General features: G+C 40.0%; 20 protein-coding genes and 1 pseudogene. 13 read left to right on the forward strand and 8 right to left on the reverse strand.

All coding sequences use genetic code 11. From position 1 onward, the window contains the following. Window positions 1-388: 388 nt before the first annotated feature. The 6 genes from J7E67_RS25100 (at window position 389) to rpsI (ending at window position 4,725) form a co-directional block, all read left to right on the forward strand. Window positions 389-1,228 carry an energy-coupling factor ABC transporter ATP-binding protein gene (locus tag J7E67_RS25100; protein ID WP_214733017.1) on the forward strand — a complete coding sequence of 280 codons (840 nt, stop codon included), beginning with the start codon at window positions 389-391 and terminating at the stop codon, window positions 1,226-1,228. Continuing rightward, complete coding sequence (locus J7E67_RS25105) at window positions 1,204-2,073, forward strand: energy-coupling factor ABC transporter ATP-binding protein (RefSeq protein ID WP_214733018.1); 870 nt, start codon at window positions 1,204-1,206, stop codon at window positions 2,071-2,073. Before J7E67_RS25100 ends, J7E67_RS25105 begins: the two co-directional genes overlap by 25 nt. Beyond that, window positions 2,070-2,867 carry an energy-coupling factor transporter transmembrane component T family protein gene (locus J7E67_RS25110; RefSeq protein WP_214716680.1) on the forward strand — a complete coding sequence of 266 codons (798 nt, stop codon included), beginning with the start codon at window positions 2,070-2,072 and terminating at the stop codon, window positions 2,865-2,867. Before J7E67_RS25105 ends, J7E67_RS25110 begins: the two co-directional genes overlap by 4 nt. A 12-nt stretch (window positions 2,868-2,879) precedes the next feature. Next, window positions 2,880-3,620: a tRNA pseudouridine(38-40) synthase TruA gene (gene truA, locus J7E67_RS25115; RefSeq protein ID WP_214716681.1), complete on the forward strand. Its 741-nt coding sequence runs from the start codon at window positions 2,880-2,882 to the stop codon at window positions 3,618-3,620. Between the two features lie 254 nt (window positions 3,621-3,874). Beyond that, a complete protein-coding gene (gene rplM / locus J7E67_RS25120; protein WP_088085008.1) occupies window positions 3,875-4,312 on the forward strand; it encodes a 50S ribosomal protein L13 in 438 nt (145 codons plus the stop codon). Between the two features lie 20 nt (window positions 4,313-4,332). Further along, window positions 4,333-4,725 carry a 30S ribosomal protein S9 gene (gene rpsI, locus J7E67_RS25125; protein WP_088085009.1) on the forward strand — a complete coding sequence of 131 codons (393 nt, stop codon included), beginning with the start codon at window positions 4,333-4,335 and terminating at the stop codon, window positions 4,723-4,725. A gap of 432 nt (window positions 4,726-5,157) precedes the next feature. On the opposite strand, the gene J7E67_RS25130 is transcribed toward rpsI, so the two are convergent. After that, window positions 5,158-5,592, reverse strand: coding sequence for a CBS domain-containing protein (locus J7E67_RS25130; RefSeq protein WP_214716682.1), 435 nt, complete (start codon window positions 5,590-5,592; stop codon window positions 5,158-5,160). Between the two features lie 77 nt (window positions 5,593-5,669). On the opposite strand from J7E67_RS25130, the pseudogene J7E67_RS25135 reads away from it, so the two are divergent. Then, window positions 5,670-5,801, forward strand: a pseudogene (locus J7E67_RS25135) (lyase family protein); the annotation flags it as partial. Between the two features lie 10 nt (window positions 5,802-5,811). Here the strand turns inward: J7E67_RS25135 and J7E67_RS25140 are convergent. From J7E67_RS25140 to J7E67_RS25155, 4 genes are all read right to left on the reverse strand, one after another. Then, complete coding sequence (locus tag J7E67_RS25140) at window positions 5,812-6,453, reverse strand: response regulator (RefSeq protein WP_308160715.1); 642 nt, start codon at window positions 6,451-6,453, stop codon at window positions 5,812-5,814. 13 nt (window positions 6,454-6,466) lie between these two features. Further along, window positions 6,467-7,579 (reverse strand): GAF domain-containing sensor histidine kinase, encoded by a 1,113-nt coding sequence (locus J7E67_RS25145; RefSeq protein WP_214716683.1) that lies wholly within the window; start codon window positions 7,577-7,579, stop codon window positions 6,467-6,469. A gap of 113 nt (window positions 7,580-7,692) precedes the next feature. After that, the gene (locus J7E67_RS25150) at window positions 7,693-8,724 is read right to left on the reverse strand and encodes an S-adenosylmethionine:tRNA ribosyltransferase-isomerase (RefSeq protein ID WP_214733019.1); all 1,032 of its coding nucleotides are present in this window, start codon (window positions 8,722-8,724) and stop codon (window positions 7,693-7,695) included. Further along, window positions 8,721-9,437: an SDR family NAD(P)-dependent oxidoreductase gene (locus J7E67_RS25155; RefSeq protein ID WP_214716685.1), complete on the reverse strand. Its 717-nt coding sequence runs from the start codon at window positions 9,435-9,437 to the stop codon at window positions 8,721-8,723. Before J7E67_RS25155 ends, J7E67_RS25150 begins: the two co-directional genes overlap by 4 nt. A gap of 107 nt (window positions 9,438-9,544) precedes the next feature. Here J7E67_RS25155 and J7E67_RS25160 point away from each other — a divergent pair, with 107 nt between their 5' ends. Further along, complete coding sequence (locus J7E67_RS25160) at window positions 9,545-9,712, forward strand: hypothetical protein (protein ID WP_214733020.1); 168 nt, start codon at window positions 9,545-9,547, stop codon at window positions 9,710-9,712. A gap of 425 nt (window positions 9,713-10,137) precedes the next feature. On the opposite strand, the gene J7E67_RS25165 is transcribed toward J7E67_RS25160, so the two are convergent. Further along, window positions 10,138-11,052 (reverse strand): nuclease-related domain-containing protein, encoded by a 915-nt coding sequence (locus J7E67_RS25165; protein WP_214716687.1) that lies wholly within the window; start codon window positions 11,050-11,052, stop codon window positions 10,138-10,140. Between the two features lie 194 nt (window positions 11,053-11,246). Between J7E67_RS25165 and J7E67_RS25170 the strand changes: the two genes are divergently transcribed. The 3 genes from J7E67_RS25170 (at window position 11,247) to J7E67_RS25180 (ending at window position 13,697) form a co-directional block, all read left to right on the forward strand. Beyond that, complete coding sequence (locus J7E67_RS25170) at window positions 11,247-11,690, forward strand: YbaK family protein (protein WP_168241537.1); 444 nt, start codon at window positions 11,247-11,249, stop codon at window positions 11,688-11,690. An 84-nt stretch (window positions 11,691-11,774) separates the two neighbouring features. Then, a complete protein-coding gene (gene cwlD / locus J7E67_RS25175) occupies window positions 11,775-12,500 on the forward strand; it encodes an N-acetylmuramoyl-L-alanine amidase CwlD (protein WP_308160716.1) in 726 nt (241 codons plus the stop codon). A 138-nt stretch (window positions 12,501-12,638) separates the two neighbouring features. Then, the gene (locus tag J7E67_RS25180; RefSeq protein ID WP_214716689.1) at window positions 12,639-13,697 is read left to right on the forward strand and encodes an Mrp/NBP35 family ATP-binding protein; all 1,059 of its coding nucleotides are present in this window, start codon (window positions 12,639-12,641) and stop codon (window positions 13,695-13,697) included. 107 nt (window positions 13,698-13,804) lie between these two features. Here the strand turns inward: J7E67_RS25180 and gerD are convergent, their stop codons facing one another. Next, window positions 13,805-14,380 (reverse strand): spore germination lipoprotein GerD, encoded by a 576-nt coding sequence (gene gerD, locus J7E67_RS25185; RefSeq protein WP_214716690.1) that lies wholly within the window; start codon window positions 14,378-14,380, stop codon window positions 13,805-13,807. A gap of 149 nt (window positions 14,381-14,529) precedes the next feature. Between gerD and J7E67_RS25190 the strand changes: the two genes are divergently transcribed. Then, entirely contained in the window at window positions 14,530-15,222 is a 693-nt protein-coding gene (locus tag J7E67_RS25190; protein ID WP_214733021.1) for a KinB-signaling pathway activation protein, read from the forward strand. 27 nt (window positions 15,223-15,249) lie between these two features. Here J7E67_RS25190 and pdaB read toward each other — a convergent pair whose 3' ends face one another. Further along, entirely contained in the window at window positions 15,250-16,002 is a 753-nt protein-coding gene (gene pdaB / locus J7E67_RS25195; protein WP_214733022.1) for a polysaccharide deacetylase family sporulation protein PdaB, read from the reverse strand. Between the two features lie 138 nt (window positions 16,003-16,140). On the opposite strand from pdaB, the gene J7E67_RS25200 reads away from it, so the two are divergent. Continuing rightward, window positions 16,141-16,371 carry a hypothetical protein gene (locus J7E67_RS25200; protein WP_214733023.1) on the forward strand — a complete coding sequence of 77 codons (231 nt, stop codon included), beginning with the start codon at window positions 16,141-16,143 and terminating at the stop codon, window positions 16,369-16,371. Window positions 16,372-16,616 lie beyond the last annotated feature (245 nt).

The raw sequence follows: 16,616 nt of genomic DNA on the forward strand, positions 1-16,616 counted from the left end.
GACAACAAGGGCGCTGGACAGTTTACAAACAAACTTGTTCTTTGCCCTTTTTCTGTAAGTGAATCTTATATCAAGATGACCCAAGCCAAAAAGAGTGTTACGATGAGCGTAACTCCAATTCATTGGAGAAAATCTAAAAGTCCTACTTGATATCTTGTAACTTTTTATGTGACTTGATTTCTTGTATCTTTTATCATCTCGCGCTATTGTTGTGCAGATTGAATTAAATACGTCTCGTCTAGCTCATGCACCTCCTCTCATTTCTTTTATAGAAATTCCTTAAACTGCAGTTTACAGAGAAACTGCATAGGGACGAGGTGCAGGCTTTTTTTTATATGTAAAAGAAATAATGAGCGGAGAATAGTTTAGCTGAGAGGAGGAATTATCTGTGAAAAATTCAATTGTATCTCTTAATGGAGTATCTTTTCAATATGACGCACAAGATCGTTATGCACTAAATAATGTCTCTTTTGATATATATGAGGGGGAATGGCTTGCGATTGTCGGTCATAATGGGTCAGGCAAATCCACGATGGCAAAACTCCTAAATGGGCTGCAATTTCCACAAACTGGTGAGATTACAGTTTGCGGTATAAAGTTGGATGAAGAGTCAATTTGGGATATCCGTAAAAAATTAGGGATGGTCTTTCAAAACCCTGACAATCAGTTTGTTGGAACGACAGTACAGGATGATGTGGCTTTTGGTCTAGAAAATAACGGCATTCCTAGAGACGAAATGGTTCAAAGAGTCGCGGATTCGTTAAAGAGAGTTAAGATGGATAAGTTTCTATATCAAGAGCCCCACCATCTATCAGGCGGACAAAAGCAACGTGTGGCAATAGCTGGTGTGCTAGCTTTACGGCCATCGATCATCATACTTGATGAGGCAACTTCCATGCTTGATCCAAGAGGACGCGAAGAGGTATTAGAGACCGTCCGATTATTAAAAGAAGAGAAATCATTGACCGTTATCTCGATTACACATGATTTAGAAGAGGCGGCTAAGGCGGATCGAATCATCGTCATGAACAAAGGGGAGGTCTTCCGGGAGGGTACACCTGAAGAGATTTTCTCTATGGATGAACAATTGGTTCAGTTAGGGTTAGATATTCCTTTTTCAGTGAAAATGACGAAAGCATTAAGGAATCATGGAATCGATCTATCTAGGCACTATTTATCGGAAGAAGAGTTGGTGAAAGAGTTATGGACATCTCGCTCAACAATGTAGATTATCGTTATCAAGTCAATACTCCTTTTGAACGACTGGCCATTGAGGATGTGTCTATTGATATTCCTTCAGGTGTGTATATGGCGATTATTGGTCATACCGGTTCAGGGAAATCAACAGTCCTGCAGCATTTAAACGCTCTCCTTCAACCAACAAAAGGAACAGTAGCAATTGGTGAACATGAAATTAAAGCTTTGCAAAAAAATAAGAACTTAAAAAAAGTCCGGCAAAAAGTTGGCATCGTCTTTCAATTTCCTGAACACCAATTATTTGAAGAGACGGTGGAAAAAGATATTATTTTTGGGCCGTTGAATTTTGGGGTTTCTGAAACAGCAGCAAAGGAAAGGGCACGGGTTGCTTTAAAACAAGTGGGTCTAGAGGAAGATATACTAAATAAATCACCGTTTGACCTCTCTGGTGGACAAATGCGCCGCGTCGCAATTGCAGGAGTACTTGCAATGGAGCCCGATGTTATTGTCCTGGACGAGCCTACTGCTGGATTAGACCCAAGAGGCCGAAAAGAAGTTATGGATATGTTCTTTTCTCTCCATAAGGAAAGAAAGCTCTCTACCATTCTTGTTACACATAGTATGGAGGATGCTGCTAGATACGCAGACCAAATTGTGATTATGCAGCAAGGGAAGGTTGTCAAAAAAGGAACACCAGAGGAGATATTCTCTGCGCCGACTGAGCTGGTTGAAATGGGACTTGATGTTCCTGAAGTGGTTCGGTTTCAACTTAAGCTTGAGGAGAAACTTGGCATGAAATTAGAGAAAATTTTTCTAACCATTGATGAGTTGTCTACTGCTGTTACTAAGGTAATAAGTAGAGGTGTTCACTCATGATGGAAAAAATGATTTTTGGACGCTATGTCCCGTCAGATTCTATTATTCATAAAATGGACCCTCGTTCAAAATTAATGATCATCTTTCTTTTTGTTTGTGTTATTTTTTTAGCAAACAATGTCGTAACCTATGCACTTATTGGAATCTATACTTTTTTAATGCTTGGATTGTCGCGGGTCCCGGTTCGCTTTTTATATGGCGGTCTTAAACCAGTCATCTGGCTCGTTCTTTTTACCTTAGTGCTGCAACTGTTTTTCACAAAAGAGGGTACCCTTTTATTTGAACTAGGTCCTGTAAAAATTTATGAGGAAGGGGTCAGGCAGGGGATTTTTATTTCCTTACGATTCTTTTTCTTAATATTAATGACGTCACTGTTGACGTTAACCACCACCCCAATTGAGATTACCGATGGCCTTGAAACGCTGTTAGATCCTTTAAAAAAGGTCCGTTTCCCTGTTCACGAAATGGCATTAATGATGTCTATTTCCTTAAGGTTCATTCCAACACTTATGCAGGAAACGGATAAAATAATGAAGGCGCAAATAGCCCGTGGCGTTGAGTTTGCTAGCGGTCCTTTTAAGGAACGCATCAAAGCCGTCATTCCACTGCTTATCCCATTGTTTGTCAGTTCCTTTAAACGAGCGGAGGAATTAGCGATCGCGATGGAGGCTAGAGGATATCAAGGCGGGGAAGGAAGAACAAAATACCGGGAATTATCCTGGAAAATTGCTGATTCCTTACAGATGGGGCTATTAGTCCTTCTATCGATCCTACTATTTTTATTACGTTCATAATGGAGCGAAACCATGGCAAGGTATAAATGTATTATTTCCTATGACGGGTCGGGCTTTTCCGGCTACCAGGTCCAACCAAATAAGCGAACCGTACAGTCTGTATTAGAAGATGTTTTATCAAAAATGCATAAGGGTGATATGGTGAAAGTCGTCGGCTCAGGTCGAACGGATGCCGGTGTTCACGCAAAAGGACAAGTCATTCATTTTGATTCACCACTACTAATTCCAGCTGACAAGTGGGAGAAAGCATTGAATTCCATGCTGCCTGAAGATATTTCCGTTCTAAAGGTTGTTCCTGTCACCGAGTCCTTTCATGCCCGCTTCGACGCGAAAGGGAAGGAATATCGCTATGTTCTTCATTTATCTCAAAAAAGAGATCCCTTTCAGCGGAAATTTGCTTATCAATATCCATACCGTTTAAATTTACAGGCGATGGAGCAGGCAAGTAAACTTTTCCTTGGTACACATGACTTTACTAGTTTTTGTGCGGCAAAGACGGAAGTAGTTGATAAAGTTCGAACGATTGAATCGATTGACTTTACACGTAAGGATGAGTCACTGACAATCCGTTTTGTTGGAAATGGCTTTTTGTATAATATGGTGCGTATTTTGGTTGGAACTTTATTAGAGGTCGGATCGGGTGAACGCAGCCCTGAGGATATTCCGATAATATTAGCCCATAAAGACCGGAGGCTATCGGGAAAGACAGCTCCAGGTCATGGTTTATATCTTTGGGAAGTCTTTTATGAATAAAATGAGCTAAACAACTTCACCTGGTGTAACATTTTCTTGACATATTGACCTGCAGGTTTTATTATATTAGATGTGCGTGTTTTTAATCCCACGATAAAGCCCCGGAAAGTCTTCATCGTGATTGAAAATATATGAATACAAACTTAACCGCACAAGGGTATTAGAAGTTGATTCCCGGAACAGAATCGAACTCTAATTGCTTTGAAAGTGCGAAAACAATAATCTTTTATGGATTTAAATTAGGAGGGAAACTCATGCGTACAACGTTTATGGCAAATGCCAACACTATCGAGCGTAAATGGTACGTAATTGATGCTGAGGGCAAAACTCTTGGACGTCTTGCTTCTGAAGTAGCATCAATTTTACGTGGTAAAAACAAACCAACTTTTACACCACATGTTGACACTGGTGATAATGTAATTATTCTTAATGCTTCAAAAGTAGAACTTACTGGAAAGAAATTAACTGACAAGATTTACTACCGTCACACAATGCATCCAGGTGGTTTAAAAACAAGAACTGCTCTAGAAATGCGTACTAACTATGCTGAGAAAATGATCGAGCTTGCTGTTAAAGGTATGCTTCCAAAGAATTCTCTTGGCCGTCAAATGTTTAAAAAATTACATGTATATGCTGGCAGCGAACATCCGCACCAAGCACAACAACCTGAAGTTTACGAACTTCGCGGTTAATAAAGAGGGAGGGAATTAACTTGGCACAAGTTCAATATATCGGTACAGGTCGCCGTAAAAGTTCTGTTGCACGCGTACGTTTAGTACCAGGCACAGGTAAAATTATTGTAAATAGTCGTGAAATTGAAGATTATATCCCATTTGAAGCATTACGTGTTGTTGTAAGACAACCATTAGTAGCTACTGAAACAGTTGGAAGCTATGATGTTCTTGTAAACGTAAGCGGCGGTGGATACACTGGTCAAGCTGGCGCAATCCGCCACGGTATTGCTCGCGCATTACTTCAAGCTGACCCTGAATTCCGTCCAACATTAAAGCGCGCTGGATTATTAACTCGTGATGCACGTATGAAAGAACGTAAAAAATACGGTCTTAAAGGTGCTCGTCGTGCGCCTCAGTTCTCAAAACGTTAATTTTTGGCGTTTCAAAGGCTCTCAACCAATTTGGTTGGGGGTCTTTTTTATGCCTAAAAAGTGCTTTTGACCACATTTTGATCACGAAAAATTTTTTTGACCACATATCATGGCTCAATATACTTTTGAAACTTTTAAGCGGTGAGTAACAAATTAAAAAAACGAAGAGGTAAATCTTCGTTTTTTTCCACTATGTCCTTGTTTTAACATTTGCTGCAATTCATATTTTAAGCAAAGTGCTGTGCCAGTTAAATCAACTGAGATTAAACGATTCTAATAATTTTCATCAAATTCAGCAGCCGGTTTGTCATCTGGAGTTAGTGCAGCGTTATTAACGGCTACATCTAATTTATTTACTTAAAAAAATGTTAGCACAGATCAAGGGCTGATCTGTGCTAATAATTATTTTATGACAATAAAGGTAACCCCTTACTATTGTTGAGGTGCGGAAGGAGTTGAAATACTTTGTAATGCCTGTTCTGCCTCGTTTGCATATTGATTTTGTACTGCTAGATCACCTAAAGCAACCATTCCTACTATTTGTCCATTTTCGATTACCGGCAATCGGCGAATTTGCTGCTGTGCCATCAAATTTGCTGCTTGATGGACATCCATATCAGGTGTACCTTGTACGATCTGCTGTGCAGTCATGACTTGAGATACTGGTGTTTGTGGATCTTCTCCTTGTGCTGTAGTACGAAGGGTAATATCACGATCCGTTACAATTCCAACCATTTGTCTGCTGTTATTGATTACTGGGATAGCTCCGATATTATATTCGCTCATTAATGCTGCAGCTTCCTGTACGGTCTGTGTTTCGTTAACTGTAAGAACATTTGATGTCATGATATCTCTTAATTGTGCCATGAAATTACCTCCAAATATGTTTTTCCTTTATAGGATGGGTAACATTGGCGATATTATTAATGGTAACTTTTTTCTATATATCAGCTGCACTTAAAATATGAATAATGGACATGTCCAAGATTGCCAATGATTTGAGATTGATGGCTTCCGGTCCTCGCATAGGACTCGGCGAGATAACATTACCTGCACGTCAGCCTGGTTCTTCATTATGACGGGGTTTTAGTCTACTAATTGGTTTTTTACTGCATATAAGGCGGCTTGTGTCCGGTCAGCCAATTCGAGTTTCGCCAAAAGGTTTGATACATGGGTTTTTACTGTTTTTTCGGTGATGAATAACGAGGCTGCAATTTCTTTATTGCTTTTTCCGTTGGCAATTTCTTTTAAAACATCCAACTCTCTTTTCGTTAATTCCGCTAGTAAATTCTTTTCTTGCTTGTTTTTATTGGACAAATTGGCAAGTAAATGAGAGGTAGCCTTTGGGTGGAGCTGGTTTTCTCCGCCAATGATTTTTTTAATGGATGTGACCAGTTCATCGGGCTGGATATCTTTTAACTGGAACCCTGAAGCACCGGCTTCGAGCGCTGGAATGACATGATCCTGGTCGGAAAAGCTCGTCAACATCATGATTTTGATGTCTGGCTGTTCTTTTTTAATAATCTTTGTGGCTTGGATTCCGTCCATTTCCGGCATCACCAGATCCATTAAAATAATATCTGGCTTCAGTAATTTTGCCTGATCAACCGCTTCCTTGCCATTGGCGGCTTCCCCGATAATTTCAAGTTCTTTTTGGGTCCGAAGAAAAAAGACTAGACCTCTTCTGACGACGTGATGGTCATCGGCGATTAGTACGCGGATACTCACTGAGTTCTCCTCCTTAATACGGTATATGAATTTCTATTTCTGTCCCGCTTCCTGGTTTGCTTTTTAAATGAAATTGGCCATTTAATGCCTCTGTCCGTGTTCTCATGCTTTGTAATCCCAATGAGGGGATCTCGAGATTTTCTCCAAAGTGGAAGCCGCAGCCGTGATCCTTGATGGACATGACAACCTCATCTTTGGCAGCATGAAAGGTGAGGCTGGTTTCTGTGGTCTGGGAGTGCTTTTTACAATTGGCCAGAGCCTCTTGGCCGATGCGCCACAATGCTTCCTCGACCGTTCCTGGAATGCTAGCAGCTCCTGTGATGTTTGCTTCAATGGACAGTCCGAGCATTTCTGCATAACTTTTCAGGGCACTTACTACTCCATTCTCCAATCCAAGCGGTCGCAGCTGCCAGATTAATGCTCTCATTTCGCCAAGCGCTTCCTGCGCTAAATCCTGTATATAGCCAAACGTTTGTTTCACTTCATCCTGCTCTGTCATTTCCACTCCAGCCCTCGCTGTAAGGCTTAAGGAAAATAACAGCTGATTAACAGAATCATGAAGATCTCTTGCAAGCCGATTCCGCTCAGCGACCAGTGCTGTTACTTGTTCCCGCTGGGTAAGTTTGATCCGTTTCAGCGCCGTGCCGATTTGATACGCAACGGCTTCCAGTAATGCGAGTTCCTTCTTTTGAAAATGGGTTTTGTAGGGCGAACCTACATTTAAGATCCCGAATCGTTCATTTCCAGCTCCGAGCGGGACAGTGGCATGATGGGTGAGACCGCATGTTTCACCAGCCTGATCTTCTAGGGCATCTTCAATCCGTTTACATTCCATAATATTGGTGGCTTTGTTCAATCTCTTAGTGTTGTATTTATTGACGCACCAGCATCCACCCTGACACATCCTCTGATTATCGTTATTCGCCAAAGCAGGCGGCAGGGCTTCGTCGGCTGCAAGATGATGCGTTCCATGTTCATCCAATAAAAATATCCAGCCTGTTTGAAGTCCCGTCACTTGAAGAAGCCTTTTCAACACTCCAGACAATACGTCATTTGTATCGGTTCCTTCATTTAATAGTTCAGCGATTTCCTTTAAAATGCCGATATCTTTATTCTCTTCCGACATACATTCTCCTCCAGCGTCCTGCATTTACTGTTATTATAGCTTATTAGGTGGTTTGTTTCGCTTCCTTTGAACTTAGAAAAGCTGCCTTTTCTGATGCTTTTTGCCTCCTTTCGTCATAAGATTAGATTCATATCCCCAAACTCATGCCATAGATAGCCGGCTTTGATTGCATAATCATATGCCTGTAGTAAATGGTGCTCTGATACAAAGGTGGACAACATATCGAGATGACTTGCTTGTGGCTCATGAAGCCCCGTAATGATTCCGTCAACTATTTGTAAAGGATAGTGTGGATCGATATAGAGATTTGTCACCCCTGAAAGGGCCCCGTTTTTAGCGGCCGTCTCGAGCGCCCGAACTACTGTTGTACCAACGGCAATGACTCTTTTGCCAGATGCTTTCGTTTGGAGGATCCGTTCCATAATTCGTTTAGAGATTTGATACTCCTCTTCATTCTCTTCGGGTGACTGGTGCCACCTATCATCAAGTAAATAGCTTAACCCGGTATGCAACTGGATAAAATCAAGCTGGATGCCTTTGCGCTTCATTTTAAAAATGAGCTCCCAGCTAAAGGCTCTGCCTGCCGAGGGCATTTCGACTGAACCAGGATGGCTGGCAAAAACGGTTTGATAGTAATCCAGGTCCCATGGCTGTTCAATATATTCATATCGGACCGGTTCACCGAGGTCATAGATACTATTAAATAACTCTGTGCCTTTTTTCGTAAATTGTATGGTCTTAAGTGGCGATTTCTCTTTCTCGCCGATTACGATTGCTGACAATTCCGGGGAAAAGTCTAGCCGATCGCCTGTTTTAACAGGGTTAGCTACAATTACCGCATCCCACAATTCTTTACGACGGCGCCTTGCCAACCTGACTTCCACTTTGGGTGCGATTGTTTTGTTGTTTCTTGACCATTTACCTTGTAATACCGCGGGAATGGTTCGGCTATTATTGGCTATGACCAGATCCCCAGGCTGAAGGTAATCTGCCAAGTGGAAGAACTGGTCATGCTTGATTTCTCCCGTAGACCGGTCCAGTACCATCATCCGGACATGATCCCTTCTTAAGCCTCGTTTTTCAGGGGGATGGGATGCATTTAATTCATCAGGTAGATAAAAATCTAACGCTTTGGTCGCCATCATGACACCTCCCCAGACTGGGCCTCAAACCGCTGGCCATTAATTCCTGCAGATTTATCTGATGCCAGATATAAAAATATATCAACAATATCCTCGGGTTTTGCTAATGGGTAATCGCAATTAGGAACGGCCAAGTGGTGCATCTCTGTGTCCATTTCGCCCGGGTCGATCATGTTAACCCGTACGTTTGTCTCACTCAATTCATCCGCCCAGGTTTGGGTAAGGCCCTCAACGGCAAATTTGGATATCCCATATGCACCCCATCCTGCATAACCGGTGTGGCCGGCTTCAGAAGTCACATTGATAATGGATCCTTCATTCCGCTCAAGCATCCCCGGAATCACTCTTCTCGTTACGAGAAATGGCGAAATCGAATTAACCCACATCACCTCGGCAAATTCCTCTTCTGGGTAATCGAGTAGTAATGGCATTGGACTAGGGCCCAATATCGATGCATTATTAATCAGTACATCAATATGACCATAGGTTTCTTCTGCCATCGCTATGAACCTTTCCACATCCCGTGATTTGGAAATATCAGCAGTAACCGCCAATACCTCGGCACCTAAGTTTTCAGCTTCGTCTTTTACTTTTCGAAGGCTTTCTACTGATCTCGAGCAAATCGCAAGCCGAGAACCTTCTTTTGCAAAAGCCAGTGTTAACGCCCTGCCCAATCCTTTAGAGGCACCAGTAATCATTACAACTTTATTTTTCATTTCTGTCTCTCTCCTTTGTTTCTTGATGTCTTAAGCATACTGGTTTCTGGAAATTCCCCCCTCGGAAAAAAGCTTGAAGTTTATCTACAACTTTAGGATGAGGAGAGGTGAATTTACTTGTTCGGGGAGTTATCGAAACAACAGGAAAAGTGGCATTAACCTCTTTTAAAGAGGGGGAGGTTCCATTTGCCGAGGAAAGGGGAAAAAGAGCCTCGGCGGTAAATGAAAAAGGTCTCCATTTACCGTGGAAAGAGGGAAAAGCGCCTCGGCGGTAAATGAAAAGGGTCTCCATTTACCGAGGAAAGGGGGGAAAGCGCCTCGGCGGTAAATGAAAAAGGTCTCCATTTACCGAAGAAAGGGGGGAAAGCGCCTCGCCGGTAAATGAAAAGGGTCTCCATTTACCGAGGAAAGAGGGAAAAGCGCCTCGGCGGTAAATGAAAAAGGTCTCCATTTACCGAGGGAAGGGGAAAAAGCGCCTCGGCGGTAAATGAAAAGTGTCTCCATTTACCGAGGAAAGGGGGAAAAGCGCTTCGCCGGTAAATGAAAAGTGTCTCCATTTACCGAGGAAAGAGGGAAAAGCGCCTCGCCGGTATATGAAATAGGGTTCCATATCCTTAATAAAAAACAAGGCCCCTCTACGACAAATGGAAGGGCGTTTAATTGGACATAAAGTGAAGTAGGAGATGGCTTTAATCAATTATTATTCAAAATACCTATGTTGCCTTTCTCCAACTGACTTATAGTTTTGCATTAGAATTCTTCGTATCGTTTTTCTAGACCCAACCACTCCACACCAATCATGAACCAGATTCGTTGTAATTTTTAAATCAGGGAAAAGCAGCACTAACTCCTCCACGCAGCGTAGGACAACTGAATCGACCAACTCCTCGTGCCCGCATTTATCACACACCAAAATTATCTTATTATCCACAACTGAAGTTATTAACGAGTGACAATCTGCGCAAAGAGGCCCCTTTTGCAATTGACCATAGCTATAAGGCGGAAAACGAGTATAGGGGGAGTCGGTTTGATGCAGTAAGATTAATTGGTCAGCAAGCATTTTGTGGCGGTTCGTTAGTTTTGACGGGATTCCGTTTAATTTTTGCATCAGGCTATTAAGCTGAGTGGGATGTATAATGGGTTCGTTTAATGGGGCTTGATATAAGGTGAAATTTTTGTTGACAAAGGCCACGTCACCTTCAATAGGTAAATAAAAGCCAAGATTTTTAAGTAAAGGGCGGAGGAGTGATTTACTACGATTTAATTGGTGAAATGGATTTCTTATTTCATCCTTAGATAATTTAGGATAGAAATTTCCTAATTCATACCTATAATCTCCCTCATAGTTTTTTACTTCGTACGGGTAGACGGTATGCTGAGAAATGATTAATGTATCAATTTGAATAAATGATTTATTCTGCTCGAGGCACAAATCATTTATTATATAAAGTTCATTTTCCAATTTCATTGTTAACCGGTCAAATTTCAACTCTCCCTGGTAGCCCTTTTCTAGGTACACTAAATGTTTCTTATCTTTTGGCGATAAATCCATACGTGCGTTTAAAGATAACAGTGTTCTATATTCTTTTGACATCGTCCGGGGTTTTACGATCATTTTCCACTTCCTCTCATTTTTTAACACTCCACCTTAATTTTACAAAAAGCAACATAAAAATTGTTTGAATCATTTGTTAACAATTATTTCTGCATGAACAAATCCATCGGATAAAAATTGGCAACTTATAACGGTCAGAACTTTGCATTTCTTCTGAACCACAGATAAAGAATAGTTCTAAGAGGTGAAAAGTAGTGACAGTAATTACGACCTTTAAAGAAAAAAAACGGGAAAAACAAATAAAATATGAGCGTTCCGTCCTTCGGGAGTTATCGATCAATACATTAAAAGAACGAGTCCAACAATACTTTGGCTCTACAAAAATTGCCTCCAGCCTAATAATGAATACAGGCATAGAAGAAGCGTGCTATGACATTGCCCTTGAAGCCTTTTTATTGGGGGCAAAATTCAGCAAGTTTGGTTATTATGGAGAAGACTTAGATGAGGTTCGCAAACGCTGCTATCGAGAAGAAAAACATTTAATTGATACCCTATATAATTTTTTCCTTTATTGGGGAAGCGGTGAAGAGGGTACCATGAGTGAATCACTTTATTACCTATGTGAGCAATATATTCATATCTGGTGGAGAGAAGGCTATGAAAAGGGGCAAAGGCGCCACAAGCTCCGTCTTCACTAACGTCCATCATTTCTTCCTGTTCTAAATCCCCCCTTTGTCCCATATAGTTTAGTGAAAAGGGACGAGCGGGAAGGAATGATCTGGGTGTCAAAACGAAGATTAAAAATCATAAGTTTTATTGTGGGGCTATTTGTCTTATTTTTCGTTTTACAATACGATTTTGCTCAAGATGACTCGTTAAATGCGTGGAACCTTCCATTGTCGGGAAAAATCATCTTACTTGACCCGGGCCATGGCGGTCCAGATGGCGGTGCTGGAACGGGTCAAACATTGGAAAAAGACATTGCCTTAAAGATTACTAAGAAGGTCAAGGATTACCTGCAAATGCAAGGTGCCCTTGTGATTATGACGAGAGAAACAGATACAGACTTAGCCGATTCGGATACAAGGGGTTACAGTAGAAGAAAAGTTGAAGATTTAAAAAATAGACTAAAAATGATCAATAACGGTGATAACGATTTTTTTGTCAGCATTCATTTAAATGCGATTCCTTCTGCCAGGTGGAGCGGAGCACAAACCTTTTATGCTCCACATTTTAAGGAAAATGCTAAGGCAGCAAAATTCGTCCAAGAAGAACTTCGAAAAAACTTAGAGAACACCACTCGCAGAGCCAAACCAATCAATAATGTGTATATATTAAAGAATGCAAAGAAACCGGGTATTTTAGTTGAGGTGGGCTTTTTGTCCAATCCAGCAGAAAAGGAAAATTTAAAAAAGGATGCTTACCAAGAAAAAATTGCGATATCCATCTATCAAGGAATTACTCGTTATTACACGAATGAAAAAGAATTAGTTGAACCAGATTATTGAAGGCGGGATAACCCCTTCTATTTTTTTGCAAAAAGTTGGATTCAACCTATAAAGTACGTGTGATTCAATTAACTGTTTCCGGGCGTGGTTATGATATACTGAGAGATGGAAACGAATTCAAATGTGAGGTGCTTTTTTATGTTAACAGAAGAAAGAGTCCATGAGGTTCTAGGCAGCCTCAAAGAACCATTTTTACATAAAACATTAGCTGAATTAAATGCTATTGTTGAAATAAAAGTAAAAGAAGAAAAAAATCATGTCAGTGTGAAGGTGGCCATCGCGAAGACAGGTACAGCTGAACAGCTCCAACTGCAAACACAAATTGTCAATTTGTTAAAAGAAGCAGGAGCGGCATCGGTTGGAATCCGTTTTAGTGAACTTCCTGAAGAAGTGTTAGCAGCAAACCGTCATGCACAACCAGAAAGTAATGATACCAACCTGCTTCATTCAAATAATACCACTTTCATTGCGATCGCAAGTGGAAAAGGCGGAGTTGGTAAATCAACTGTTTCGGTTAACCTCGCCGTTGCACTAGCACGTCTAGGCAAAAAGGTTGGACTAATTGACGCGGATATCTATGGATTTAGTGTTCCAGATATGATGGGAATTACAGAAAGACCTGTTGTTAGAGGCGAAAAAATAATTCCTGTTGAACGTTTTGGAGTACAAGTCATTTCAATGGGCTTCTTTGTCGAGGATAATTCACCTATTATCTGGCGTGGACCGATGTTAGGGAAAATGTTAAACAGTTTCTTTAATGAAGTAGAATGGGGCGAGATTGAGTATTTACTTTTAGATTTACCACCTGGAACAGGGGATGTCGCATTAGACGTTCATACGATGCTTCCGACATGTAAAGAAGTTATTGTGACAACACCACATCCAACTGCTGCTTTTGTAGCAGCACGTGCTGGGGCAATGGCTCTGAAAACTGACCATGAGGTTCTTGGTGTCATTGAAAACATGGCTTATTTTGAAAGTAAATTGACCGGGGAAAAAGAATATGTATTTGGACAAGGCGGCGGTGATAAATTAGCGGAAGAATTGAATACTGAAGTTCTTGGCCGTCTTCCTCTAAATCAGCCTGATTGGAACGATGAAGACTTTGCTCCATCCGTTTATCAAGAAAATCACCAGATTGGAAAAGTGTACCTTGAAATAGCAGAAAAAGTAACAGGATTGCTAAAAAATAAGTAGATGAATAAAAATTGAAGCCTCTCCTATGTGGAAAGGCTTCTATTTTTGATAAGAAAGCATTAATCTTTAAACCGGATACCTGTTTGCCCTCAGCTCCCTTGGTGGCTTTAGCTGCCTTTTTTTGCCGCTGCTTTACTATTCGCTTCCTCGGCTGCCTTTAAGAGCAATTCTTGTATTTTCGCTTTAAATAAAGGACTATCTACCGTTTCCGTAATTACTTTCTGGAGATGCTCGCGGTATTCTTTGCTTTTTAGAGCATCTGCCAACTCTTTTTGTATTTCAGGCTCTTTAAAAACTTCAATCATCATTCCTCTATATTCAGGGTCATTCATTAATTCCTTTAGTAACTTTTTATTTTCAGTTTTCAAATTTTTAGAAATGCTTTGTGCAAATTTGGGATCACTGAATGTTTCTTTCCAATATTGTTTTGCTTTATCAGAAGTTAGTGTTTGCTCGATGGTGTCAGAGACCACCTTTTGGTCCATAACTAGTTTTTCCTTCATGCTATCACTTGACATCACATCTTGGATTGCTTTCTTACCATCATCCGTTTTGAGAATATCAACGACCATTTTTTTCGTTTCTTCGTAATCAATTTGTCCTCCGCTGCTGGCATCATTGGGAGAACAACTTGTCAGGAACACCATGATGGGCAGGAGGAGCAACATGCTTTTTGCTTTCATTAATAAGCCCCTTTCACATAAAATCCTTAAGTTTAGCATGTAGTAACTGCTGAAAGATTATTCGTAAGGAATCATAAATTATGGATTTTTCAAATTTGGCTTGGTACAATCATAATGTTATTTATTTTTGTAGTATGGAGGTTTATAGTGTGACGAGCCGTAATTGGGTAAAACTATTTTTGAACACATTATTAGTTGGCGGACTCACAACGGCTATTGTGGGCTTTATTGTTCGTTGGAATGAGTTTCAGCCCTATTTTACTGAATTTAAACTCATTGATATTTTATCCACATTAATTTGGTTAATTGTCATGGGCTTTCTGTTTAGTGTCATCAGCCAAATGGGCTTTTTTGCATATTTAACAGTTCACCGTTTTGGTTTAGGAATCTTTAAATCTGTTTCACTTTGGAATGCTGTTCAAATTGTCCTGATTCTATTTGGTTTATTTGATTTAGTTTATTTACGATACGAAAATTTTGCTGACTCAAAAGATACGCTTCTGCCTTATTTTGGTCCCGCTATCCTTCTTTTAGTCGTTGGTCTAATTGTTGCGTGGTACAAAACGAAACAGACAAATGAAGATGCGTTTATTCCTGCCATGTTCTTTATGATTGTGGTTACGTTAGTTGAGTGGGTTCCAGTTCTGCGTGTCAATGAAAAGAGCTGGCTTTACCTGATGATGTTGGCGTTGCTTGCATGTAATGCCTATCAATTATTAATTCTTCATAAATTAAACCTCCAATCTGAGCAGGAAAGACAAAAAAAGGCGAGTCAATCGCCAGGTAAATCAAAAAATAATAAACAAGCAAATATGAAAAAGACAAAAAAACCGTCCATTTAATATATTGGACGGTTTTTTAGCGTCTAACTATTTGATTTCTCTGGAACTTGCCTCTCCATTTGCAATTAATTCTGATACTGAAATAAGTTTTAACCCTTTTTGGTGAATATTCTTCAAAATCAACGGCAGTGCTTTTGCTGTTTGCTTTGCCGAGTCCGAAGCATGGAGCAGAATAATATCACCTTTTTCAGCCTTATTAACATTTTTAACAATGGTTGGTACGCCCGGATTATTCCAATCCTTTGAATCCACACTCCAATGGACAACCGTATATCCATATCTGTTGGCTATTTTCAAGGTTCTCTCATCAAAATGGCCAGTTGGAGCACGGAGTAATTTAATATTCTTTACATTTAACTTCCTGAAGGCCTCTTGTGCTTTTGAGATATCTTGGCCGATTTTTACATCCTCCAAATCTCGATAGTCTTTGTATTCGTAACCAAGAATGCCGATTTCATAACCATCCTTTACAATCCGACTGACAAGATCCGGATGTCTTTCAGCCCATGAACCTGCTAAGAAGAAAGTGGCTGCTTTCACGCCTTCCTTATTTAGCGTATCTAAAATCGGCTCTGCCTTTTCGTCACCCCAGCCAATATTGAAAGTAAGAGCAAGATCCTTTTCCCCTCTATAAACGGCTTTCGGACCATCTTTTGTTGAAAAGACAGGAATTTGTGCAAGATTCTCTATGTAGAGAAACCAAGCAGTAAAAAATGCAGCAATTAAAATGAGTGAAATATTCTTCAAAGCCTTCCCGTTAAATACAAAAAAGAATTTCATCGTCCCCACCTCGTCCAATACTGTCCTTGTCTCAACCTATGACCGTATTTTTAAAAATATGATTAGAAAAATTTTATTATAAATTTTCAATAATTGGAAAAGACTACTATAACTAGATATTTCGCTGGAGGTTATTCAATGTTTGGACTTCTAATAAACGATAAAGAAGTAAAGGAAATGGAATACCTTATTAAAAGAGAAATGGATGAAATACTTTTTGATTTAAGAGATGATCGAATTGATCATATTGTAAAAAGAGCAATGGAAGAGAGATATAAGGTTTTATTTACACTATTTAGACGGGTTGCGTCTCCACATGATTGTTTAAGGTATATGAGGAGGGGAAAAAAGGATAGGAAAAAGGGTTAATAAAAAACTTCATATTTTTTGTGCAAAGTTCGTTGACAATTTTTTAGTATCTTGGTATATTAATAAACGTCGCTGCTGACGTAAAAAATACTTGAAAAAAGTTGTTGACATTATGTTTCGCAGGTGATATATTTATAAAGTCGCTTTTGAGCGAATGAACAAATTGTTCTTTGAAAACTAAACAAACAAAATCGTGCAAACAAACAAAAATTTTTAGTTTCAACTAAGAAACTAAGCCAACGTAA

Source organism: Bacillus sp. ISL-46 (genome assembly GCF_018613205.1).